Source organism: Tardiphaga alba (genome assembly GCF_018279705.1).
Classification (GTDB): domain Bacteria; phylum Pseudomonadota; class Alphaproteobacteria; order Rhizobiales; family Xanthobacteraceae; genus Tardiphaga; species Tardiphaga alba.
Genome location: NZ_CP036498.1, coordinates 2,812,120 through 2,834,498, shown reverse-complemented (window position 1 = coordinate 2,834,498; position 22,379 = coordinate 2,812,120). Strand labels below are relative to the sequence as shown.

Here is a 22,379-nt window from a genome sequence, read left to right as displayed (position 1 = left end):
CGCATGCTCTCCATCAACGATATTTCCATTCGCATTGCCGGCCGGCTCCTGATCGAAGACAGCACGGTGCAGATTGCCCCCGGCGCACGCGTCGGTTTTGTGGGCCGCAACGGCGTTGGAAAATCGACGCTTTTTCACGCCATCCGTGGCGACCTCTCCCTCGAAGGCGGCAGCATCGTGATCCCGCCGCGCTGGCGGATCGGCAGCCTCGCCCAGGAAGCGCCGGATGGTCCGGAAAGCCTGATCACCGTCGTTCTGAAGGCCGATGTCGAGCGCCATGCGCTGCTCGCCGAGGCCGAGACCGCCACCGACCCCGACCGCATCGCCGAAATCCAAACCCGTCTGGTCGATATCGATGCCCATTCCGCCCCCGCCCGCGCCGCCGCGATCCTCAGCGGTCTCGGCTTCTCGGCTGACGACCAATTGCGTTCCTGCTCCGAATTCTCCGGCGGCTGGCGCATGCGCGTGGCGCTGGCGGCGACCTTGTTCTCCGCGCCTGACCTGCTGCTGCTGGACGAACCGACCAACTATCTCGATCTCGAAGGCACGCTGTGGCTGGAAGATCACCTCGCCAACTATCCCCGCACGGTGATCGTCATCAGCCATGACCGCGACCTGCTCGACGTCTCCGTGAACGAGATCCTGCATCTCGATCGCGGCAAGCTCGTGCATTATCGCGGCACCTATTCGAATTACGAAGAATTCCGCGCCAACAAGGAAGCACTGCACGCCAAAAACTTCGAGCGCCAACAGGCCGAGCGCAAGCGGCTGCAGGACTTCGTCGATCGCTTCAAGGCGAAGGCGACCAAAGCCCGCCAAGCGCAATCGCGCGTGAAAATGCTGGAGCGGATGAAGCCGATCGCCGCCATAGTCAGCGACGAGGTGCGCGAAATCCGTTTCCCCGCTCCGGAAAAGATCCTGTCGCCGCCGATCCTCGCGCTCGACAATGTTTCGGTCGGCTATGAGCCCGGCAAGCCGGTGCTCAACAAGGTGACGCTGCGCGTCGATACTGAGGACCGCATTGCCCTGCTCGGCTCCAACGGCAACGGCAAATCGACGCTGGTGAAGTTGATCGCCAACAAGCTGCAGCCATTCTCAGGCGCGGTGACGCGCGCAGACAAGTTGTCCGTTGCCTACTTCGCCCAGCATCAGGTCGATGAACTTGTGATGGAGCAATCGGTCTATGACCACATCCGCAGGCTGATGCCCGAAGCGCCGGAATCGAAGGTTCGCGCGCGCGCCGGCAATATCGGCTTCTCCGGCAAGGCGGCTGACACCGTGGTGCGCAGCCTGTCCGGCGGTGAGAAGGCGCGATTGCTGCTCGGCCTCGCGACATTCTACGGCCCGAACATGATCATCCTGGACGAGCCGACCAACCATCTCGATATCGACAGCCGCGCAGCGCTCGCGGAAGCCATCAACGAATTCCCTGGCGCCGTGATCATGGTCTCGCATGACCGCTACCTGATCGAGGCCTGCGCGGATCAATTGTGGGTGGTTGCGAACAAGACCGTTACCAATTTCGACGGCGATCTCGAAGACTATCGCAAGCAGGTGATGCAGATCCGCGATCCGCGCACGCCCGCACGCGAACGTGCGGCGACCGAGGAAAAGCCGGTGCGCGCGAAAGAGAAACGCGTCTCTCCGAAGCAGCAGATCGCCGAAGCCGAATCCGAAATCGAGCGCATTACGGGGATCATCGAAAAGATCGATACAGCGCTATCGCTCCCGGATATCTTCACCCGCGATCCCAAACAGGCGGCACAATTGACCAAAGCCCGCGCGGCTGCAGCCAATGCGCTGGCTCGCGCAGAGGAGCAATGGCTGTCCGCCAGCGCGCTGCTGGAAGAAGCAAATAGCGCGTAAACGCTCTGATTTCTTGTGGCCGCCTTCGTCATGCTAGAGGCGAAATCTGGGCAATAGACGCGTGAGCCACTCACTGGCGCACGTTTTCCGATCAGAACCCTCGCCAAGTGTCGGCAACCCGACATTGCCGGCCGCTATTGTTGACAAAATGTTCCACCTTGCGCCGTTTAACTGCGGCGCGGAAACAACACCTCGTGGTTCATCGCTTAGTTTAAAAGTCTTCTAGTGTGCAACCGCGTGCGGCATCCCGCTACGTCGGATAGAGCCGGATGAAAGGCCGATTCAACGGCTGGGGAATCTGGGGTGTCTGAAGTGAAAGTGTCGAACAAGCTCGCGGCTGCGGCCTGCCTGAGCGCGGTCAGCTATATTGCAATATCGGTCCATCTGGATGGCGCGGCCCACGCGCAGTCGTCCACGCTACCCGCGGTGACGGTGGAAGCGCCAACGGCGCGTCCCGCCGCCGCCCGGCCATCGGCCAATCGGCAAGCGACGCGCGCTGCACGTCGCGCCCAGCCCGCTCGCACCAATGTGGCAGCTCCCGCTACGCCGGCTCCGACGTCGCGCGTTGAACGCGCCGATGGTCCGGTCGATGGCTACATCGCCACACTTTCGGCAACCGGTAGCAAGACCAGCACGCCGCTTCGCGAATTGCCGCAGACGGTAAACGTCATCACCGCCGACCAGATCCGCGATCAGGGCGCACAGAGCGTCAGCCAGGCGCTGCGCTACACATCGGGCGTTCTCGCCGAGACCTATGGCGCGGCTTCGCAGTTCGATTCTTACACGCAGATCCGCGGCTTTACCGCCGATTACTTCCTTGACGGGTTGCGCCTACCAAATGGCGGCACCACGACGGGCTGGTCGAGCGCCGTCATGGAACCATTCGCGCTCGAGCGTATCGAAGTGCTGAAGGGCCCCGCCTCCGTGCTGTATGGCCAGGCCGTCCCGGGCGGCCTCATCAACATGGTCAGCAAGCGCCCGACCGACACGCCGATCGGTGAAATCCAGTTGCAGACCGGCAGCTTCGATCGCAAGCAGGTCGGCATCGATATCGGCGGTCCCGTCGACAAGGACAAGCAGTTCCTCTACCGCCTCGTCGCGCTCGGCCGCGAAGCCAATACACAGGTCGATTTCATCGAGAACAATCGCGGCTATATCGCGCCGTCCTTCACCTGGCGTCCGGATCTCGGCACCTCGCTCACCGTGCTCGGCAGCTATCAGAAGGAATGGGGCGGCAAGACCGGCTTCAACTATGTGCCGACCTCCGGCACGCTGTTGCCGAACCCGAACGGCCGCATTCCGTATAGCCGCTATCTCGGCGAGCCCACCTTCGACACGCTCGATCGCCAGCAAGGCGCGATCGGCTATCTGTTCGAACATCGTTTCAACAACGTGTTCACCTTCAAGCAGAACCTGCGCTATTTCGAATCCGATGCCGACCTCAAGGCACTCAACCGCGTGGGCGAATTGCAGGCGGACAATCGCTCGCTGAACCGCGCAGCCTTTGGTATCGATGCCGGAACGAAAGCCTGGACGCTGGACAACAATCTCGAGGCCCGGTTCCAGACCGGCGCCTTCACGCACACGATGCTCTTCGGCGTCGATTATCGCGACGAAGACAGCCGCTACAATGTCGGCCGCAACACTGCTGTGCCCCCTATCAACGTCTTCGCGCCCGTCTACGGCATAGCGATCCCCAATCCCGGCACGACGAATTTCCAGCTCTCCAATGCGCAGGAGCAACAGCTCGGCGTCTATCTGCAGGACCAGATCAAGGTCGATCGCTGGGTCGCCACCATCGGCGGTCGCTGGGACAATGCGACCTCGACGTCCTTCACCAGCACGGCGCTGGCAACCACCAATCTCAAGCAGGATCAGGATGCCTTCACCGGCCGTGTCGGCCTGAACTATCTGTTCGATAACGGCATGACGCCGTATGCGTCTTACTCGACCTCGTTCCGCCCTGTCGCGGGCGCAAATTTCGCCGGCGTGGCCTACAAGCCGACGACCGGTGAGCAGGTGGAAGTCGGCGTCAAATATCAGCCGGTCGGCCAGAACACGATGATCACGCTGTCGCTGTTCGACATCACGCAGCAGAATCGCCTCGTGCAGGATCCCGCCAATATCACCTCCTTCATCCAGATCGGCGAAGCCCGTGTACGCGGCGTCGAGGTGGAGAGCCGCACGGAGCTGACCAAGGGCCTCAACCTGATCGCGTCCTACTCCCACCTTAATCACGAGGTGACGAAGAGCACGGTGCCTGCAGAAATCGGCCGCAAGCTGTCGCAGACGCCGAATGATCAGGCCGCGTTGTGGACCTTCTATGACATCCAGGGCGGCCCGCTCTGGGGCATGGGTTTCGGCGGTGGCTTCCGTTATGTCGGCACCACCACCGATCTCACCAATGCGCGCATCACGCCGTCCTATGCGCTGTTCGATGCTGCGGTGAAGTTCGACTTCGGCAAGCTGATCTCGCCGCAATTCAAGGGCGCTGTGCTGTCGATCAACGGCTTCAACCTGTTCGACAAATATTACATGACGGAATGCCAGCTCAATCAGGGCTGTACGCTGGGCTTCGGCCGCAGCGTGCTGGCGACGATGAGCTACCGATGGTGATATGATCGCCAGTGATGCAAGCAAATCAGGTTCACAGATTGAGGGTGTGGTCGGCCGTCCATAAATGGACAAGCCTCATCGCGACTCTATTCCTGCTGATGCTGTGCATCACCGGCCTGCCGCTGGTGTTCGACGATGAGATCAGCGACTGGCTCAATCCTCCCGTGATCGCCGAGGTGCCCTCAGGCACCCCGGCGCCGACACTCGATACCATCGTGGCAACGGCGCTGGCCAAACATCCGGGCGATGTCATGACGTCGCTCGGCTTCGTCAAGGACCGCCCGGCCGTCGTCACGCATTCCGCGGCCACGCCGAGAGCGCCGCTCAGTCAGTCGCATCGCGGGACCTATGATCTGCGCACGGGCAAGCCGACGGATCTGCAAGCACAGCGCCGCGGCCCGGTGATGACGTTCATCCGCGAATTACACACCGACATGTTTCTTGGCCTCGCCGGCGCGCTTTTCCTCGGCGCCATGGCGCTTCTGCTGATCGTCGCCATCATTTCGGGCATCGTGATCTATGCACCGTTCATGCATCGTCTTGCATTCGGCACGGTCCGCAAGGACCGCAGCGCGCGCACGACATGGCTCGATCTGCACAACCTGCTCGGCATCGTCACCGTGGCGTGGCTGCTGGCTGTCAGCGTCACCGGTGCGATCAATACGCTGCATGATCCCGTGGCCGATGCGGTGCGCGCCGACATCTTCCGCATGGGCAAGACCTATGGCGGCAGCGCGCCGAAGCAACTCACCTCCATCGACGCCGCACTCGCCACTGCGAAAAAGGCCCTGCCCGACGGCAAGCTGGTGTCCTTCTTCTTCCCGGGCGCCGGCTTCAGCACGCCGCATCACTACGCGATCTTCGCTCGCGGCAATCAGCCGATCACATCGCAGCTTTTCTATGCTGCATTGGTCGATGCCGAGACCGGCGAACTGACACGGACCTATGAGATGCCGTGGTACGCCAAGGCGCTGCTGCTCTCGCAGCCGCTACATTTCGGCGATTATGGCGGGCTACCACTGAAGATCGTCTGGGCGCTGTTCGACTTCGTCACCATCGTGGTGCTCGGCAGCGGGCTCTATCTCTGGATAGCGAAGTGGCGGCGTGCGCGAAAATCGCGGATCGCCATCGATGCGGTGCAGGCTGCATGACGACGCGTTCACGTCAAAGCTTGATGCAGATTTTTGCCGTGCCACTGCTGCTGGCACTGCTCAGCATTGCGGGGCTGGCTTCCGCCCTGTTCGGCGACGATCTCTGGGACGCGGTATCATGGCTGACACTTGGCGTGCCGCTGCTGACGGGCGTTTATTTTGCGATCAGGAAACGATCGTAGGCCGCCGCGCTAGCCCGCGCTGCGGCGCTTCTTCGCGGCGCGTGCCGGCTGCGGCGGAGGCGCCGGCGTGCCTTCCACCATCGTCAGGCGACCGGCCGTGAAGGTGTAGATGCCCGCACGGGGGCCGCGCAGATAGGTCAGCGTGGTGACGCGATCGCCGCGCGGATTGCCGCCGATATTCACGCTATCGGGCGCGCCAGCACCGCGAGCAACGTCGCATTCGGTATGGCCCAGCGCGACAACGCCTGTTGCGGGCGCAACAGCAGCGGCACCATCGGCGAGCGCGCTGGCATCGCGTGGCGGCATGCCGGGGCATGCGCCATCGGCGCTGATCAGGTCCTGCGGCGAGACCGGCGTATCCGGCGTCAGCGGCGGGGTTTCAATGGAGACATTCTTGATGATCGTGCGGCCGGACCGGGAAAACCAGTCGGCGTCCTTGGACAGCAGGTCGGACTTGAACATGTCACCGGCACTCATCCCGGAACATCCGCCAAGCAGCGGTGCCAGAAGGAGTACGGCCAAACCCGTTCGATGAAGCATTTTGCTGTTCACGATCAACGCTATCCCACACGGCGACGAAGCGCCCGTCTCATCATTCGTTTGCGGCGTGACCGTGACACCCGGCCGCCACCGTTCCAAAAAGGGGCAATTAGCATCAAATACGGTTAATCGCTAATTCCGCTTCTGCCAGCGGCCGCGCTCGTCGGCCTGCCAGTAGGTCGCGGTCAGTCCCCGCGCCTTGCAGTCGGTCCAGGCACTGCGGGCTGCCGCCAGCGCCTCGTCATCGTCGCCATTGAAGACAAGAACCAGCCGCTGATAGCCCGCCGTTTCGGCTGGAAGCCCCGCATTGTCAACGAGGAACCGGACCTGTGCACCGTTCGGATTGCCCTCCTCCAACATCAGCAGGATCGGCTGTTCCGCCGCATCTGCCGCACGCCAGGTGGCATGCGGCAGGAACGAGTCGTCGCGATAGGTCCACAGATGCGCATCGAGCGCATCGGCACGCTCTTCCGAGGTGGACTGGACAACGCATCGCCAGCCGCGCTCGAGGGATTTCTCGAGCAGCGGCGGCAGCACGTTTTCCAGCGCCATATTCTGCAAGTGGTAGAACAGAACCTCGGTCATACCGGCTTACTTCTTGCCCTCGTAATAGTCCGCCACGAGCCGATCGAGCAGACGCACGCCATAGCCTGAGCCCCAGCTCTGATTGATCTCGGTCTTCGGCGCGCCCATGGCGGTGCCGGCGATATCGAGATGCGCCCAAGGCGTGCCATCAACGAAGCGCTGCAGGAACTGCGCGGCGGTGATCGAGCCGCCGTAACGGCCGCCGGTGTTCTTCATGTCGGCGAATTGCGAGTCGATGAGCTTGTCGTAATCGGGGCTGAGCGGCATGCGCCAGACACGCTCACCGGTCGCCTGCCCCACCGTGGCGAGACGGGTCGCGAGTTCATCATTGTTGGAGAACAGACCGGCATGATCGGTGCCGAGTGCCACCATGATGGCGCCGGTGAGCGTTGCCAGGTCGATCATGAATGCCGGCTTGTGCTTCTTCGCCACGTACCAAAGTACGTCGGCCAGCACGAGGCGGCCTTCGGCGTCGGTGTTGATAATTTCAATCGTCTGCCCCGACATTGAGGTGACGATATCGCCCGGACGCTGCGCGTTGCCGTCGGGCATGTTCTCGACGAGACCGATGGCGCCAATGACATTCGCCTTGGCCTTGCGACCGGCAAGCGCATGCATCAGGCCGACGACACAGGCCGCACCGCCCATATCGCCCTTCATGTCTTCCATGCTGCCGGCCGGCTTGATGGAGATTCCGCCGGTGTCGAAAGTGACGCCCTTGCCGATGAAGGCAATGGGTTGCTCGCCCTTCTTGCCGCCGTTCCAGCGCATGACCACGATGCGTGCCGGATTGGCCGAGCCCTGGGCCACGCCGAGCAGCGCGCCCATGCCGAGCTTCTGCATCGCCTTGACGTCGAGCACTTCGATGGTGACGCCGAGCTTCTTCAGCTCGCCGGCACGACGTGCGAATTCCACGGGAAACAGCACATTCGGCGGCTCGTTGACGAGATCGCGCGCGATCACGACGCCGTTCACGACAGCATTATCGGATGCAAACGCCTTCTTGGCAGCGGCGACGTCGCCGACGGCCAGCGAGACGCTGACCGTACCAGCCTTCTCCTCGCCGTCTTTCTTCTTGGTCTTGTAGCGATCGAATTTATAGGCGCGCAGCAACACGCCAGACGCAACCGATGCGGCCTGCTCTGCCGTCATGTCTGTTGACGGCAGTTCCGCGATCACGGTGATCGCGTCAGCCGATGCGCCGAGCTTTCCGGCCAGCACGCCGCCAAATTTCAGAAGATCCGTCTCCTTGATCTCCTCGGCCTTGCCGGTGCCGATCACCAGCAGCCGGTCGGCCTTCACGCCTTCCGGTGCGAGGATGTCGAGGGTCGATCCGTTCTTGCCCTTGAACTTTCCGGTGGCGGCGGCGCGCTTCACCAATGCGGCAGCGGCGCCCAGCGCCTTGGTCGTTGCCTTGCCCAATTTCAGCGCGTCATCGGCAAACACCACCAGGGTGCCGCGGGCGGCCTGAGACAACGGAACGAAGCCGACCTTGACGGTGTCGGACATGGGCAGAACCTCCAGAACATCGATGAGGCGCGTCGGGCCGCGGGCCGCGACGCGAGGGAATGGATGTTGTTGTCCTCATCGCCAAAGCCGTCAAGCCGTCCGATCAAGGCCGTCGATCTGCAGGGCGGCAAAGCGCAGCGCGTTCTCCCTACCGGTCACTGATTCCATCGGCGGTTTGTGTCCGAATATGCAAGCGGCCGACAAAAGGCACGGTTCAGGCGCGATGGCTGCGTAGAGATGACCTTCCGCGCCTGCTTTCAGTGGCTCAAGGGACACATCAGGCACTTAATTCGCCTCGTCCACCGCCAGCCACGGCCCGGCCATTTTGTTGTCCGATCAAAGGGATGGTAAGTGTAACGATCGGTCCGGAGACGACCCAGCACCTCGGGGATCCCCATATCGGGGATGGGTGCGTGGGGCGACTTTCGGACGATAACGGGGACTGATGGGGTCGATCGACAGATATATCTTCCGGACGGTGCTGGCATCGTTTGCGGTCGTCCTGATCAGCCTGACGGGCGTGATCTGGATTACCCAGGCGCTGCGCGGCATCGACCTGATGACCAGTCAGGGCCAGACCATCCTGACCTTTCTGGGCGTCACCAGCCTGGCCATTCCGGTGCTTGTGCTGGTCATTGCGCCCATCGCGCTGATGATCGCGATCGCCCACACCCTGACCAAGCTTGCGACCGATTCCGAGATCATCGTGATGAATGCCGCCGGCCTGTCGCCGATCCGGCTGTTCCGCCCGTTTCTTTTCGCGACATTGGTCGTGTCGCTGCTGGTCGCGGTCATCAGCTTTTATCTCGCGCCCGATGGGTTGCGGCGGCTGAAGCGCTGGGACACCGAGATCACGGCCGACATCCTGACAAACATCCTGCAGCCGGGCCGCTTTGCGCAGCTCGATCAGAATCTCACGATCCGCATCAAGGAGCGTCAGCCCGGCGGCCTGCTGGTCGGCATCTTCGTGGATGACCGCCGCGATCCCAAGGAACGCAATACGATCATCGCGGATCACGGGACCATCCTGAAGAACAATGACGGCTCGTTCCTGATCCTTGAAGACGGCAACCTGCAGCGTTTCGAGACCGGCAAGACCGATCCGGCCATGGTGGCGTTCGGCCGCTACGCCTTCGACATGTCCAAATTTTCGAACCGCAGCAGCCAGGACGTCACCTACGACATCCGCGAGCGCTATCTTTGGGAACTGCTCGCGCCACCGGCCAATGATCCGCTGTATAAGCAGATGCCACGCCAGTTCAGCGCCGAGCTGAACGATCGCCTGATGGCGCCGCTTTATCCATTTGCGTTTGCCGGCCTGACTTTTGCGTTTCTCGGCTCTCCGCGCACCACCCGCCAGAGCCGCAATTTCTCCATGGGTAACGCGATCGCCGCAGTATTCGGCCTGCGCACCGCCGGCTTCGCCTGCTCGGTCACGGCCGTGAAATCAGACCTTGCCACGCCGCTGCAGTACTTCCTGCTATTTGCCGCGATCGGCGGCAGCGTCTTCATCATTTCGCGCGGCATTGTGCTGGAGCCGCCCGCAAAGTTCATCGAAGCCATCAACAGATCGAATGCGCGCCTGGCGCGGCTGTTTCGACGCCCGGCCACCGCATGAACATGATCACCAACACGATCGGGCGCTATTTTGCGGGCCGCTTCCTGGTGGCGGCGCTGGGTGTGTTCATCAGCATTTTCATGTTGCTGGTGCTCGTCGATTACATCGAGATGGTCCGGCGCACGTCCGGCCTCGTCAATGTGCCGCCAGCCCTGATGGTGGCGCAGACTTCGCTGTATCGAGTGCCGCAGGCGCTCGAAAAGCTGATGCCGTTTTGCATCCTGATCGGCGGCATGACCTGTTATCTGGCGTTGTCGCGCCGGCTTGAGCTGGTGGTCGCCCGCGCTGCCGGCGTGTCCGCCTGGCAATTCATCAGCCCCGCTTTGTTCAGCGCCCTCGTCCTCGGCGCACTCGCCACGGTTGTCTACAATCCAGTGTCGGCTCACATGCGCGAAGAATCGAAGCGAATGGAAGCCGGACTGTTCGGCGAAGCCCCCGGCGGAGGCGTCCAGGACGCATCGGGTTTCTGGATCAACCAGGTCAACAGCGAAGGACAAGCCATTATCAACGCTGCCCGCAGCGAGCAGCAAGGACTTCGCCTGACCGGCCTGACCGTGTTCAGATTCGACGCTGAATCCCAGTTCAGTGAACGGATGGAGGCCCGGGAGGCCACGCTCGAACCCGGTCGCTGGGTGTTCAAGGGGGTGCGTCGCTACACCCTCGATTCGCCCGTCGTCGAGCAGGAGACCCTCGATCTGGCCACCACCCTCACCCCGGCCCAGGTGCGTAATAGTTTCTCGACCCCCGAAACAGTGTCATTTTGGCAACTTCCTTCGTATATCAAATCCTCCGAGAGCTCGGGTTTCGCGACTGCGGGGTACCGTTTGCAGTACCATAAGCTCATCGCACAGCCGTTTTTGCTGGTTGCGATGGTCATGTTGGCTGCATCCGTGAGCCTGAGGTTCTTTCGGATGGGCGGTGTCCAGAAGATGGTTTTGAGTGGCGTCGGAGCAGGCTTTCTGCTCTACGTTCTGTCGAAAGTTACGGAAGATTTGAGCAAGGCTGAGTTGATGCATCCGATTGCTGCGGCGTGGCTGCCTGTGTGTGTGGGCGGCCTCACCGGCTTCTTGGCCTTGCTGTACCAGGAGGACGGGTAGTGGCTGTTTTTGCCGCCCTCCATAAGCGAAAGCTGGCTTCGAGACTGCGCATGATGGTTTGCGCAGATTGCGGACGTGTGCCTGTCGCCAATTCGTTTGCTGCAGCAGCTTTGCTGGGCCTCGCCTGCACCTTTGGTGCAGACTTGAGCACGCCCGCAAACGCGCAGGGTTTCACCTATAACCGCCCAGCCACCCGTCCGGTTCCGCCCCGCCCGACGACCGAAACCGGCCAGATGCTGGTTCAGGCGACCGAGGTGAATTACGACTATAACAACTCGCGCGTTGCCGCCGTCGGCAAGGTGCAGATGTATTACAACGGCACCTCGGTCGAAGCGGACAAGGTCGTTTACGACCAGAAGACCAAGCGCCTGCATGCCGAAGGCAATGTCCGGATGACGGATGCCGACGGCAGGATTACCTATGCCAACCTGCTGGACCTGAGCGACGACTATCGCGACGGTTTCGTGGATTCGCTGCGCGTCGACACGGCTGACGCGACGCGTATGGCCGCAACGCGCGCCGAACGCACGGCAGGCAACTACACGGTGTTCCAGAACGGCGTCTACACGGCCTGCGCGGCCTGTAAGGACGATCCGAAGAAGCCACCGCTGTGGCAGGTCAAGGGTGCTCGCATCATCCACGACCAGACCGAAAAGATGATGTATTTCGAGGATGCGCGCGTCGAGTTCTTCGGCGTGCCCCTCGCTTACATGCCTTATTTCTCGACGCCCGATCCGACGGTGAAGCGCAAGACCGGCTTCCTGATGCCGGGCTTCTCGCAGAATTCGAATTTCGGCTACGGCATCGAAACGCCGTTCTACTGGGCGATCGCACCGGATTACGATGCGACGATCTCGCCGCGTTACACCACGCGGCAGGGTCTGCTGGTCCAGGGTGAATTCCGCCAACGTCTGATGGATGGCGCCTATCAGATCCGGGCCTATGGCATCAACCAGCAGGACCCGAGCGCCTATGCAGGTCAGGTTGGCGAGAAGGATTGGCGCGGCGGCGTCGAAACCAAGGGCCAGTTCGCGATCAACGACAAGTGGGTCTGGGGTTGGGATGCGGTCGCACTCAGCGACTACAACTTCCTGTATGACTACCGCCTTGCGATGTACCGGGATCCCTATCAGTCGTTCCTGAGCCTGCAGACCGAAGCGGTGTCGCAGCTCTATTTGACGGGTGTCGGCAAGCGCAGCTTCTTCGATCTGCGCACGATGCACTATCTGAGCTTCTCGGGTAACCAGCGCCAGGTTCCCATCATCCATCCGGTGATGGACTACAACAACGTCCTGCAGCAGAACATTCTGGGCGGCGAGTTCAGCTACAAATTCAACTTTACGAGCCTGTCACGCCAAGAAGCGGCGTTTGATCGCATCAATACGAATGTCGGGCTCGACGGTTTGAGCCTCTGCACCCCGACGTCTGCAGATCCAGGCGCGCGCCTGCCCGCCAATTGTCTGTTGCGCGGGATTCCAGGCACATACACCCGTTTCTCCGCAGAAGCGCAGTGGCGCCGGTCGTTCACGGACGAACTGGGTCAGATCTTCACGCCATTCGCCAGTGTTCGCGTTGACGCGATCGATGCCTCGATCTCGAACCAGCCGGGTGTCTCGAACTACCTGCCGGTCGGCGACACGCAGGCCCTGCGCGTCATGCCGACTGTTGGCCTCGAATATCGCTATCCGTTCATCAATGTGCAGCCCTGGGGCAGCACGATTGTCGAGCCGATCGCGCAGGTCATCATCCGTCCGAACGAAAGCTATGCCGGCCGTCTTCCGAACGAAGACGCGCAGAGCATGAATTTCGACACCAGCAACCTGTTCAACGTGAACAAGTTCTCGGGTTATGACCGTGTTGAAGGCGGCGGCCGTGCCAATGTGGGCGTGCAGGCAACCACCCAGTTCGACCAGGGCGGCTCGGTCAAGGTGCTGCTCGGTCAATCCTATCAGCTGTTCGGTATGAACTCGTTCGCCGTCGCCGATCTGACAAATACCGGCGTCGCCTCCGGACTGCAGAATCCACGCTCCGATTATGTCGCCAGCGTCACCTATGCACCGAACCGCACCTATTCGTTCTCGACCCGCGCCCGCATCGACGAAGCCACTGGTAACGTCAATCGCTTCGAGGCCGAAGGCCGCGCCTCGTTCGACCGCTGGTCGGTCAGTATGCTCTATGGCAACTATGCGCCGCAGGCGGAACTCGGCTATCTGACGCGCCGCGAAGGCCTGCTCGGCACGGGTTCGGTCAAGATTGCAAACAACTGGGTTGTCACCGGCGGTGCGCGCTGGAACCTGGAAGCCAACAAGCTCGATCAGTACATGGTCGGCGCTGGCTATGTGGACGACTGTTTCATCCTCGCGCTGAACTACGTCACCTCCTACAGCTACGTCGCCAATCTCTCGACGCCACCTGTGCTGAGCCATACGGTGATGTTCCAGATCGGCCTGCGTACCCTTGGCGGTACACAAGCCGGCACCGGCACGAACGGCGTCTATTGATCACTTGATCGCGACGGCCGGACAAACCGGTTCCGGCTGCCGCGAAATTTCCGTTTTCGGCCGCGATGTATGCGCGAACGGCTCGATACCGGGCCCAGGCCAACAGCTCTTCCGGAGAATGATGAACGCGATGAACGCCCGTCACCTTGTGCATGCTGCAATGGCAACTGCTGCGATGGTTCTGATCTCGGCGGTGTCGCCGGCCCACGCCCAGACCGTTGCCGTCATCGTCAATGGCGAGCCGATCACCAATATGGATATCGAACAGCGCATGAAGCTGAACGCGCTATCAGGCGCGAAGGAAAATAGCCGACAAAGCGTGCTTGACGACTTGATCAACGAAAAGGTCAAGATCAAGGAAGGCAAGAAGTTCAGCGTCGATCCCGGCCCGAGCGAAGTCGATGGCTCATACGCCAACATGGCGTCGCGCATGCGGCTCACCCCGGATCAATTGACGCAGTCTTTGGCATCGAAGGGCATCCGTCCCAATACGCTGAAGAGCCGTCTCAAAGCCGACATGGTCTGGAACGCGATCGTGCGCGGCCGTTTCAAGCAGAGCCTGCAGGTCGGAGAAAAGGAAGTCGAAGCAGCGGTCCAGGGACAGGGCGGCGATGCGACGGCAGAGGCGTTCGAATACCAGATGCGTCCGCTCGTGCTGATCGTCCCGCGCGGCGCGGGCGGTGGCCTTGCGGAAGCACGCCACAAGGAAGCGATGGCGCTGCGTGAGCGCATCCAGAGCTGCGACGACGCGATCCGCACCTTCAAGTCGACCCAGAACGCCACCGTCAAAGGCATTGTGGTGAAAAGCTCCGCCGACCTGCCGCCGAATCTGCGCGACATGCTCGACAAGACGCCTATCGGCCACCTCACCTCGCCGGAAGTCACCGCGCAGGGCATCGAGATGGTTGCGCTATGCTCGCGCAAGCCGACCAAGGTCGATACGCCGAAGAAGCGCGAGGTTCGCGAGAAGATGTTTGCCGAGAAATTCGATGCCAAGTCGAAGTCGTATCTTGCGGACGTCCGCAAGGCAGCGATGATCGAATATCGGTAATCATCAATCCGGCTGCGGCCGCGGCTGACTGAAAGCGGCAGCATGACCACACCTCTCGCACTGACCCTCGGCGAACCCGCTGGCATCGGCCCGGACATCGCCATCGCCGCTTGGCTGAAGCGACGCGAACTCGATCTGCCGCCGTTCTACCTGCTTGGCGACCGCGACTTCATGGCTGCCCGCGCGCAGGCGCTTGGCCATGACATCGCGCTAGCCGATGCAACACCCGCGACGGCGATCAGCATCTTCACAGACGCCCTGCCCGTGGTCTCCACAGGCCATGCCGTGACGGCCCAGGCGCGCCGTCCCGACGCCTCCAGTGCACCCGCGGCGATTGCCTCCATCCGCCAAGCCGTGGCCGATGTGGAATCCGGCCATGCCGGCGCCGTCGTTACCAATCCGATCGCCAAGAGCGTGCTCTATCGCGCCGGCTTCCAACATCCCGGACACACCGAGTTTCTCGCCGAGCTCGCGGCCAAAGACGGCAAGGTGCCGCTCCCGGTAATGATGCTGTGGTCGCCTGAACTGGCCGTGGTGCCGGTGACGATCCATGTCTCGCTGCGCGACGCCATCGACCAGCTCAACGGCCCGCTGATTACGGCCACCGCACGCATCGTGGTCAACGACATGAAAGCGCGCTTTGGCATCCAGCGTCCGCGCCTCGCGATTGCCGGCCTCAATCCGCATGCCGGCGAAGATGGCAGCATGGGTGACGAGGAACTGGCTTTCATCCAACACGCTGTCACCGTTTTGCAGAACGAAGGCATCGATGCCCGCGGTCCACTGCCCGCCGATACGATGTTCCACCCGGCTGCACGTGCGACGTATGACTGCGCCATCTGCATGTATCACGATCAGGCGCTAATCCCGATCAAGACCATCGCTTTCGATGAAGGCGTCAATGTCACGCTCGGCCTGCCCTTCATCCGCACCTCGCCGGATCATGGCACGGCGTTCGACATCGCAGGTACCGGCAAGGCCAATCCGTCCAGCCTAATCGCTGCGCTGAAACTTGCAGCGCGCATGGCCGACGCCGCCACATGAGCGGGATCGACGATCTTCCGCCGCTCCGCGAGGTCATCAAGCGCCATGACCTGCAGGCGCGGAAATCGCTCGGCCAGAATTTTCTGCTTGATCTGAATCTCACGGCACGTATTGCCCGCGCGGCAGGCCCGCTTGAGGGCGTCACAGTGGTCGAGATCGGCCCCGGTCCCGGCGGTCTCACCCGCGCATTGCTTGCCACAGGCGCGGCACGCGTGATCGCAGTCGAGCGTGACGAACGCGCCCTCGGCCCGCTGCAGGAAATCGCAGCACATTATCCGGGCCGGCTCGAGATCGTGCTCGGCGATGCACAGACCTTCGATCCGCGCCCGATGCTCGATGGCGGACCGGCGCGCATCGTCGCCAACCTGCCCTACAATATCGGCACGCAGCTGCTCATCGACTGGCTTTGCACCGAGCCGTGGCCGCCCTGGTACGACATGATGGTGCTGATGTTCCAGCGCGAGGTGGCAGAGCGCATCGTCGCTGTTGGTGACGACGAAGCCTATGGCCGGCTCGGCGTGCTCGCCAACTGGCGTGCGGAAACCAAGATTCTGTTCGACATCTCGCCGGCCGCCTTCACGCCGCCGCCGAAAGTGACGTCATCGGTCGTGCGCCTCAAGCCGCGCCCAAATCCGGACGCATGCGAACGCCGCCTGCTCGAACAAGTGGCCGGGGCCGCATTCAACCAGCGCCGCAAGATGCTGCGACAGAGTCTGAAGCCGCTCGGCGTTGACCCGGAGAAGCTCGCAGCCGCCGCAGGTATCGACGGCACACGACGCGCCGAGACCGTGCCCGTTTCAGGCTTCGTCGCGATGGCGAATGCCCTCGCGGAGCTGCGCAAGGCCGCGAAAACCGCTACGTAGCCTCGCCGCTGCCACGCATTGTCTGCCACAGCGCCGCCAACAGGAAGCATCCGCAGGCGAAGGCAACGAATAGCGGCAATCCGTGGCTGATCCACTGCATTGCCGCACCCGCGCCGACCGGCCCGATCAACGCGCCGACGCCCCACATCAGCCCCATCGCCGCATAGATGCCGACCAGCGAACTGCCCGTGAAGCGACTGCCGACGATGGTCAGCATGATCGTATAGATCCCCACGAACACACCGCCCCACACGAACAGCAGCGGATAGGTGGTCCATGGCGAGCGCAATGCCAACGGCCAGACCAGCGCCCCGACCACCGCGATCGCAGCCAGCGCGATGATCAGCTTGCGGCGATCCATCTTGTCGCCGAGCCAGCCGATCGGCAATTGCAGTACGATGGCGCCGACCATCATGCAGGACATCAATTGCGTTGCATCGCCCTCTTTCCAGCCAAGCGACTGCGCGTAGAGCGCGAGGAAGGATAGCCCACTGCTCTCCACCGATGCATGCAGCACGGTAGCCGCCATCGCGATAGGCGCCAGCATCACGAAGTCGAGCGGATTGCCGTGGCCGCCTTTGTCGAATGTCGGCTGGCGGATCCCCGGCATCGCAAGACACACCGCAGCCGCCAAGGCGAATGCCGCGCCGACCCAATAGGCCGTCGCACCATCCGTCCCGATCAGCGACAGCAGCAACGGCCCCAGCGCGAAGCCGAGCGAGAGCGCGGCGGTGTATGCGGCCATGGCGCGTGCGCGCGTCTGATCGGTGCTGAGACTGTTGAGCCAGGTCTCCGACATCACGAACAACGTCTCCGACGCCGCGCCGAGCACGATACGCAGCGGAAACCACAGCCAGATCGACGGCATCGCCGGAAACAGCACCAGCACAACGGCCGCAATCACCAGTGCGACCAGCACCATGCGCCGCGCTCCGATGCCTCCGACCATGCGCGGCAGCGCAAAGGCCATCGCCAGCACGCCGACCGCATGCATGGCCGCATTGGCGCCGATGAACGCATCCGAATGGCCACGCTCGGACAGATCGAGCGCGAGCAGCGCTGCGCTGAGACTGTAGGTCAGGCCAAAGATCATGGCAGCGGCAATCACCGCCGCACGCGACCAAAGATTGGAACCCGTAGATATCATCGATCGGCTGTCCGCCCTGCAAAATCGCGGTATCCGTTACATGGAAAAGTTAAACATCTGGCGGATAGCTTCGGACTTAGAGATGTAGCCCGAGACCTCCCGATGATCCGACTCCTGCTCCTCCTGCTCGGCGCCGAAGTGGTGCAGCGACGGTGGCGTGCCTTGCTTGCCATCGGCGCGATCTGGTCTGCGCTCGGTGTCGTGATCATGATCGATGCCTTCGACGGCTCGACAGTCGTGCGGCCGCATTATTTCGGCTACCTGCTGCTGCTCGAAGGCATCACCGCCTTGATGGCCGGCATGCTGGCGACGCAGCGTCGCGTCCAGCAACTCGTCAAGGCCGTCATCTTGCTGCTGCCGGCCGTGATCATCATCGCGCAACCACGTCATTCCAACATGTTGATCGCCATGCTGCTCGGCGGTGTCATGCTGTGTGACGGCACCTTGCGCATCGCCAGCGCGTGGGTCGTGCGCTTCGACAACTGGCGCATGGCGCTGATCGCCGGCGCCATCGAGATCATCCTCGCCATCATCACGCTGGAACCCTGGCCGACTTGGTATGAAGGCACGATCGGCTTCAATGTCGGCGCGCTGCTCATCATCTCCGGATGGGGCACGATCCTGCTCGCCAACCGGCTCCGGAAGCTGCCGCCGGATGCGCCGATCTCCATGCTGATCGGCGGGGCGTTTCCGACGGCGTTGTGGGTGCCGGCAACGCCGGACGATGCCGGCCATGACGATCTCATCGTCCATGTCTGGACACCCGTCGGATCAGGGCGCAATCCACGCCGCCGACCAATCGTCGATCGCTATATCGCCGCGATCGATCATCGCGGCCGCATCTCCACCGGCCACGCCGCGCTCGAACTCGCGCCGAACGTCTATATCAGCCACTATCCCGCCGTTGAAATCGACCTCTCACCGGAAGAATTCGGTCGCATGCTGCGCGCTAGCGTCGATAACGACATCCCTGGCCGCTTCCTGCCGAGCTATGCCGAGGAAGCCGCTGGCTGGTGCGAAGCCACGGAGCATATCCGCTTCACGCGCATCGACCGCCTGCGCGTCCGCCACTTCTGGCGCGCCTATCGCAGCGACACCGCTTACAATCTCACCAGCCGCAATTGCTCGAGCGCAGTTGCCAACGCGCTCGACGCCGCACTGGAGGGCGCACTCGGCAAGACCGGACAGCCATGGCGCGCGTTCTTTCGCGCGATCACGACGCCCGAGCTCTGGATCGCCAGCGTGCTGCGGCGGCGTGCGGAAGCGATGGCGTGGACGCCGGGCCTCGTGCTCGATTATGCACGTCTGCTGCATGTGGTGGTCGAGCCTGTGCCAGCCGCCAGCGAGACGCGCCAGTCGCGTCTGCGTCGCCTGATGGTGCGCCGTGCTGCGCTCACGCATTCGAAGAGGTGACTGCGTAGCCCGGATGGAGCGCAGCGCAATCCGGGGATGTCGAACCAACTGAAACGCCGGTCCCCGGGTTACGCTGCGCTTCACCCGGGCTACATCACGGTCTTGCCCTCCCCGCCATCCTGTGTTTGCTAGGTGACAACGAAGTCTAGGGAAGAACAAAAATGACAAAAATGATCCGCCAGTCGCTGGTCAAGTTCGACGCTCCGCTCTGCGAAACCATCATCGACACGCCGAAGCCGCAGGGCCGCGAGGTGCTGGTGCGCATCGAGCGTTGCGGCCTTTGCCATTCCGACCTGCATATCCAGGACGGCTGGGCTGATCTCGGCAATGGCCAGAAGCTCGACACCACCCGCGGCATGACCCTGCCCTTCACCCTCGGCCACGAGATCGCAGGCATCGTCGATGAAGTCGGTCCCGACGGCGACAAGTCGCTGGTCGGCAAGAAAAAGGCCGTCTTCCCCTGGATCGGCTGCGGCAAGTGCCGTGACTGCCTCGCCGGCGACGAAAATCTCTGCGCTCGCAACCGCTTCCTCGGCGTCTCCCTCGACGGCGGCTTCGCCACCCATGTGCTGGTGCCGGACGAAAAATACCTGCTCGATTACGATCCGCTGCCGACCAATGTCGCAGCGACCCTGATGTGCTCGGGCATCACCGCCTATGGCGCGCTGAAGCGCCTGGTCGATCGTCCGCGTCAGCGCAATCTTTTGCTGGTGGGCCTCGGCGGTGTCGGCATGGCGGGCCTCTCCCTCGCGCAGGCCATGTTCAAGCAGCCGATCTCGGTGGCCGATCTCAATCCCGCCGCGCGCGAGGCCGCGCTGAAGAACGGCGCCGCCTTCGCCTATGACCCGGCCGAGCCCGATGTGGCCAAGCGCATGGTCAAGGAGAATGACGGCGGCTTCGACGGCGTCATCGATTTCGCCGGCAATGACAAATCCATGAACTTCGCGGTCGCCACCGTGGCCCGCGGCGGCAAGGTCGTGGTGTCCGGCCTGATGGGCGGTAACTTTAGCCTGCCGATGGTGCAGTGGATCTACAAGCGCATGACCGTGGAAGGTTTCATGGTCGGCACGCTTGAGGAGGCGAAAGAGCTGATGGCCCTTGCCCGAGCCGGCAAGGTCAAGCCGACGCCCATGAAGGAAGAGCCGATGGGCGACGCCCAGAAATGGATCGATCAGCTCCGCGCCGGTAAGGTGGTCGGACGCATCATGCTGGCGAACTGAGACTGCGCGTCCGGCCAATTGCGATTCACGCCGTCGTGGTTACCATGATCCCATTGCAGGTGGGATCATGGACCATTTCGTCCGCTACGCGCGCATATTCGCGCTGACATTTCTCGCGTCATGGGTGACGTTCGGCGTCGCCCATGCCGAGAAGCGCATCGCGCTGATCGTCGGCAATTCGAACTACCAGACCATCACCCGCCTCGATAATCCGAAGAACGATGCCAAGCTGATGGCGCAGACGCTGTCCGCGCTCGGCTTCACGCTGGTCGGCGGCGGCGCTCAGCTCGATCTCGACAAGCCTTCCCTCGATATCGCCGTGCAGAACTTCGGCCGTCAGGTGCAAGGCGCCGATGTCGCCCTGTTCTATTATGCCGGTCACGGCGTGCAGGTGTCCGGCGCGAATTACCTCGTGCCGATCAGCGCCAATCCGACCCGCGAGGCCGATGTCGATTTCCAGATGGTCGATGTCAATCTCGTGCTCCGTCAGATGCAAGGCTCCGGCACGCGGCTCAACATGGTCATTCTGGATGCCTGCCGCAACAATCCGTTCGGCTCACGCGGGCTGCGCGCCGCGGAAGGCGGCCTCGCCCAGATGCGCGCGCCCGAAGGTACGCTGATCTCTTATGCGACCCAGCCGGGCTCGGTGGCGCAGGATGGCACCGATGGCAACAGCCCCTACACCAAGGCGCTGGCGACCACAGTGAAGCAAGCAGGTCTCGACATCTTCCAGACCTTCAATCAGGTCGGCCTTGCGGTGAAGCGCTCCACCGGCGGCGCACAGCAGCCCTGGGTATCGTCCTCTCCGATCGACGGCAGCTTCTACTTCGTAGCGCCCGCCCCCGCTGTCCCGCTGGTGGTGCCGGCCAAGCCGGTGCAGGAAGCACGCCTCCCCGAGACGCCGCGCATCGATTTCGACAAGCTGGCCATCACCGATCCGGTCAAATTATCGGAAGTCAGTGACCGTCTCTACGAGCTGAATTTCGATCCGGAGCCATTGAACAGCAAGAACGGCATCGCCGTGGCGATCCGTGATTTCCAGCTCAAGGGCGGCCTGCCACCTACCGGCGAAGCCACCGAAGGCCTGCTGCAAAGGCTGCGCAGCGTGCAGGACCTCAAACCGTGGGGCGCCATCGTCTACGACGCCAAAGACAAGAAGTGGGGCATGTCGTGGGACCAGCCCTCGCGAAAATCCGCGGTCGGCAAGGCCCGCGCACAATGCGGCGCGGCGTCCTGCCCGCTCGAACTATCGTTCTACGGTTCGAACTGCGGCGCCTTTGCAGCGCTCGGCGGCAACTGGTCGCTGGTGGCGCGCAGCACGCTGGCGCAGGCGCGCGACGCCGCCATCGATCAATGCAGCAAGACCGGAAAATCCTGCTCCGTTGTCGGCGCCATCTGCGCCAACACGGTCAAAGGCCCCGACGCGAAATTGTAAACAAGCCATTTTGGAAAGCAGTTTGAAATGTCTGTTCGATCCGGATTGATGATTGGCGCGGCCACTCTCCTTCTGTCGGGCGGCGCAGCCTTTGCGCAAGGCGCGACCGGCGGCAGCCTTGGCAATGACAACAAGACACTGTCTGGCTCGTCCTCGGAGCCACGTGCGGCGAAGCCCGCGCCGCGCGAACGCTCCGAACGCCGTCAGGCAGCGCCGCGCAGCCGTGGCGAGGGCGGCGGTGGCGGTTTCGATGGCGTCTGGTCGATATCGAGTGCAGGCACGTCCGGCTGCTCCGACACACTGACGGAGCAATTCGTCGTATCGGGCGGGCGGATGACAGGCAGCAGCGGCAGCGGCCGAGCCACGGTGAGCCCCAACGGGGCCGTGCGCGGCGCCGGCAATTACAGCGGCATCGGCGTCACCAGCCAGGGCCGTCTGTCCGGCCGCACCGGCTCGGGCACCTTCCAGCGATCCGATGGGTGTTCGGGCCGCTGGGTCGCGAGCAAGCAGTAACGACCCAAGAAACTCACACAACATCCTC

The 22,379-nt window shown here is 62.6% G+C and carries 18 protein-coding genes; 14 read left to right on the top strand and 4 right to left on the bottom strand.

The annotated features are described in order from the left end of the window. Window positions 1-3: 3 nt before the first annotated feature. The 4 genes from RPMA_RS13470 (at window position 4) to RPMA_RS13455 (ending at window position 5,815) form a co-directional block, all read left to right on the top strand. Window positions 4-1,866, top strand: coding sequence for an ABC-F family ATP-binding cassette domain-containing protein (locus RPMA_RS13470; RefSeq protein WP_211913267.1), 1,863 nt, complete (start codon window positions 4-6; stop codon window positions 1,864-1,866). A gap of 303 nt (window positions 1,867-2,169) precedes the next feature. Next, window positions 2,170-4,482, top strand: coding sequence for a TonB-dependent siderophore receptor (locus RPMA_RS13465; protein WP_211913266.1), 2,313 nt, complete (start codon window positions 2,170-2,172; stop codon window positions 4,480-4,482). A gap of 44 nt (window positions 4,483-4,526) precedes the next feature. Beyond that, on the top strand, window positions 4,527-5,633 hold the full coding sequence (locus RPMA_RS13460; RefSeq protein WP_249225722.1) for a PepSY-associated TM helix domain-containing protein: 1,107 nt from the start codon (window positions 4,527-4,529) through the stop codon (window positions 5,631-5,633). Beyond that, window positions 5,630-5,815, top strand: a complete 186-nt coding sequence (locus tag RPMA_RS13455) for a hypothetical protein (protein ID WP_211913264.1) — start codon at window positions 5,630-5,632, stop codon at window positions 5,813-5,815. The genes RPMA_RS13460 and RPMA_RS13455 overlap by 4 nt, the downstream gene beginning before the upstream one ends. Window positions 5,816-5,824: 9 nt before the next feature. Here RPMA_RS13455 and RPMA_RS13450 read toward each other — a convergent pair whose 3' ends face one another. The 3 genes from RPMA_RS13450 to RPMA_RS13440 all read right to left on the bottom strand — a co-directional run bounded on the left by RPMA_RS13450 (window position 5,825) and on the right by RPMA_RS13440 (window position 8,449). Then, window positions 5,825-6,355, bottom strand: a complete 531-nt coding sequence (locus RPMA_RS13450) for a hypothetical protein (RefSeq protein ID WP_211913263.1) — start codon at window positions 6,353-6,355, stop codon at window positions 5,825-5,827. 132 nt (window positions 6,356-6,487) lie between these two features. Then, a complete protein-coding gene (locus tag RPMA_RS13445) occupies window positions 6,488-6,940 on the bottom strand; it encodes a DNA polymerase III subunit chi (protein ID WP_211913262.1) in 453 nt (150 codons plus the stop codon). Between the two features lie 6 nt (window positions 6,941-6,946). After that, a complete protein-coding gene (locus tag RPMA_RS13440) occupies window positions 6,947-8,449 on the bottom strand; it encodes a leucyl aminopeptidase (protein ID WP_211913261.1) in 1,503 nt (500 codons plus the stop codon). A 445-nt stretch (window positions 8,450-8,894) separates the two neighbouring features. On the opposite strand from RPMA_RS13440, the gene lptF reads away from it, so the two are divergent. The 6 genes from lptF to rsmA all read left to right on the top strand — a co-directional run bounded on the left by lptF (window position 8,895) and on the right by rsmA (window position 16,623). Continuing rightward, window positions 8,895-10,067 carry an LPS export ABC transporter permease LptF gene (gene lptF, locus RPMA_RS13435; protein ID WP_211913260.1) on the top strand — a complete coding sequence of 391 codons (1,173 nt, stop codon included), beginning with the start codon at window positions 8,895-8,897 and terminating at the stop codon, window positions 10,065-10,067. Beyond that, a complete protein-coding gene (lptG, locus tag RPMA_RS13430; RefSeq protein WP_211913259.1) occupies window positions 10,064-11,164 on the top strand; it encodes an LPS export ABC transporter permease LptG in 1,101 nt (366 codons plus the stop codon). The genes lptF and lptG overlap by 4 nt, the downstream gene beginning before the upstream one ends. Window positions 11,165-11,214: 50 nt before the next feature. Beyond that, window positions 11,215-13,665, top strand: a complete 2,451-nt coding sequence (locus RPMA_RS13425) for an LPS-assembly protein LptD (protein WP_211913258.1) — start codon at window positions 11,215-11,217, stop codon at window positions 13,663-13,665. Between the two features lie 160 nt (window positions 13,666-13,825). Further along, window positions 13,826-14,716, top strand: a complete 891-nt coding sequence (locus RPMA_RS13420; RefSeq protein WP_249225663.1) for a SurA N-terminal domain-containing protein — start codon at window positions 13,826-13,828, stop codon at window positions 14,714-14,716. A 42-nt stretch (window positions 14,717-14,758) separates the two neighbouring features. Continuing rightward, the gene (gene pdxA, locus RPMA_RS13415) at window positions 14,759-15,760 is read left to right on the top strand and encodes a 4-hydroxythreonine-4-phosphate dehydrogenase PdxA (RefSeq protein WP_211913256.1); all 1,002 of its coding nucleotides are present in this window, start codon (window positions 14,759-14,761) and stop codon (window positions 15,758-15,760) included. Continuing rightward, window positions 15,757-16,623, top strand: coding sequence for a 16S rRNA (adenine(1518)-N(6)/adenine(1519)-N(6))-dimethyltransferase RsmA (gene rsmA / locus RPMA_RS13410; RefSeq protein ID WP_211913255.1), 867 nt, complete (start codon window positions 15,757-15,759; stop codon window positions 16,621-16,623). Before pdxA ends, rsmA begins: the two co-directional genes overlap by 4 nt. Here the strand turns inward: rsmA and RPMA_RS13405 are convergent. Then, entirely contained in the window at window positions 16,616-17,770 is a 1,155-nt protein-coding gene (locus RPMA_RS13405) for an MFS transporter (RefSeq protein WP_211913254.1), read from the bottom strand. The genes rsmA and RPMA_RS13405 overlap by 8 nt on opposite strands. Before the next feature lie 102 nt (window positions 17,771-17,872). Here RPMA_RS13405 and RPMA_RS13400 point away from each other — a divergent pair, with 102 nt between their 5' ends. From RPMA_RS13400 to RPMA_RS13385, 4 genes are all read left to right on the top strand, one after another. After that, window positions 17,873-19,183 carry an HdeD family acid-resistance protein gene (locus RPMA_RS13400; RefSeq protein ID WP_211913253.1) on the top strand — a complete coding sequence of 437 codons (1,311 nt, stop codon included), beginning with the start codon at window positions 17,873-17,875 and terminating at the stop codon, window positions 19,181-19,183. 161 nt (window positions 19,184-19,344) lie between these two features. Next, complete coding sequence (locus RPMA_RS13395) at window positions 19,345-20,403, top strand: alcohol dehydrogenase (RefSeq protein ID WP_211913252.1); 1,059 nt, start codon at window positions 19,345-19,347, stop codon at window positions 20,401-20,403. 67 nt (window positions 20,404-20,470) lie between these two features. After that, window positions 20,471-21,838, top strand: a complete 1,368-nt coding sequence (locus tag RPMA_RS13390; protein ID WP_211913251.1) for a caspase family protein — start codon at window positions 20,471-20,473, stop codon at window positions 21,836-21,838. A gap of 27 nt (window positions 21,839-21,865) precedes the next feature. Next, window positions 21,866-22,351, top strand: a complete 486-nt coding sequence (locus RPMA_RS13385) for a hypothetical protein (protein ID WP_211913250.1) — start codon at window positions 21,866-21,868, stop codon at window positions 22,349-22,351. Window positions 22,352-22,379 lie beyond the last annotated feature (28 nt).

Excerpts from the sequence above, each read along its gene's own strand:
- RPMA_RS13470 (WP_211913267.1), top strand. The coding sequence starts at position 4 with ATGCTCTCCATCAACGATATTTCCATTCGCATTGCCGGCCGGCTCCTG.
- RPMA_RS13455 (WP_211913264.1), top strand. The coding sequence starts at position 5,630 with ATGACGACGCGTTCACGTCAAAGCTTGATGCAGATTTTTGCCGTGCCA.
- RPMA_RS13450 (WP_211913263.1), bottom strand. The coding sequence starts at position 6,355 with ATGCTTCATCGAACGGGTTTGGCCGTACTCCTTCTGGCACCGCTGCTT.
- RPMA_RS13445 (WP_211913262.1), bottom strand. The coding sequence starts at position 6,940 with ATGACCGAGGTTCTGTTCTACCACTTGCAGAATATGGCGCTGGAAAAC.
- RPMA_RS13440 (WP_211913261.1), bottom strand. The coding sequence starts at position 8,449 with ATGTCCGACACCGTCAAGGTCGGCTTCGTTCCGTTGTCTCAGGCCGCC.
- lptF (WP_211913260.1), top strand. The coding sequence starts at position 8,895 with ATGGGGTCGATCGACAGATATATCTTCCGGACGGTGCTGGCATCGTTT.
- lptG (WP_211913259.1), top strand. The coding sequence starts at position 10,064 with ATGAACATGATCACCAACACGATCGGGCGCTATTTTGCGGGCCGCTTC.
- RPMA_RS13425 (WP_211913258.1), top strand. The coding sequence starts at position 11,215 with ATGATGGTTTGCGCAGATTGCGGACGTGTGCCTGTCGCCAATTCGTTT.
- RPMA_RS13420 (WP_249225663.1), top strand. The coding sequence starts at position 13,826 with ATGGCAACTGCTGCGATGGTTCTGATCTCGGCGGTGTCGCCGGCCCAC.
- pdxA (WP_211913256.1), top strand. The coding sequence starts at position 14,759 with ATGACCACACCTCTCGCACTGACCCTCGGCGAACCCGCTGGCATCGGC.
- rsmA (WP_211913255.1), top strand. The coding sequence starts at position 15,757 with ATGAGCGGGATCGACGATCTTCCGCCGCTCCGCGAGGTCATCAAGCGC.
- RPMA_RS13405 (WP_211913254.1), bottom strand. The coding sequence starts at position 17,770 with ATGATATCTACGGGTTCCAATCTTTGGTCGCGTGCGGCGGTGATTGCC.
- RPMA_RS13400 (WP_211913253.1), top strand. The coding sequence starts at position 17,873 with ATGATCCGACTCCTGCTCCTCCTGCTCGGCGCCGAAGTGGTGCAGCGA.
- RPMA_RS13395 (WP_211913252.1), top strand. The coding sequence starts at position 19,345 with ATGACAAAAATGATCCGCCAGTCGCTGGTCAAGTTCGACGCTCCGCTC.
- RPMA_RS13390 (WP_211913251.1), top strand. The coding sequence starts at position 20,471 with ATGGACCATTTCGTCCGCTACGCGCGCATATTCGCGCTGACATTTCTC.
- RPMA_RS13385 (WP_211913250.1), top strand. The coding sequence starts at position 21,866 with ATGTCTGTTCGATCCGGATTGATGATTGGCGCGGCCACTCTCCTTCTG.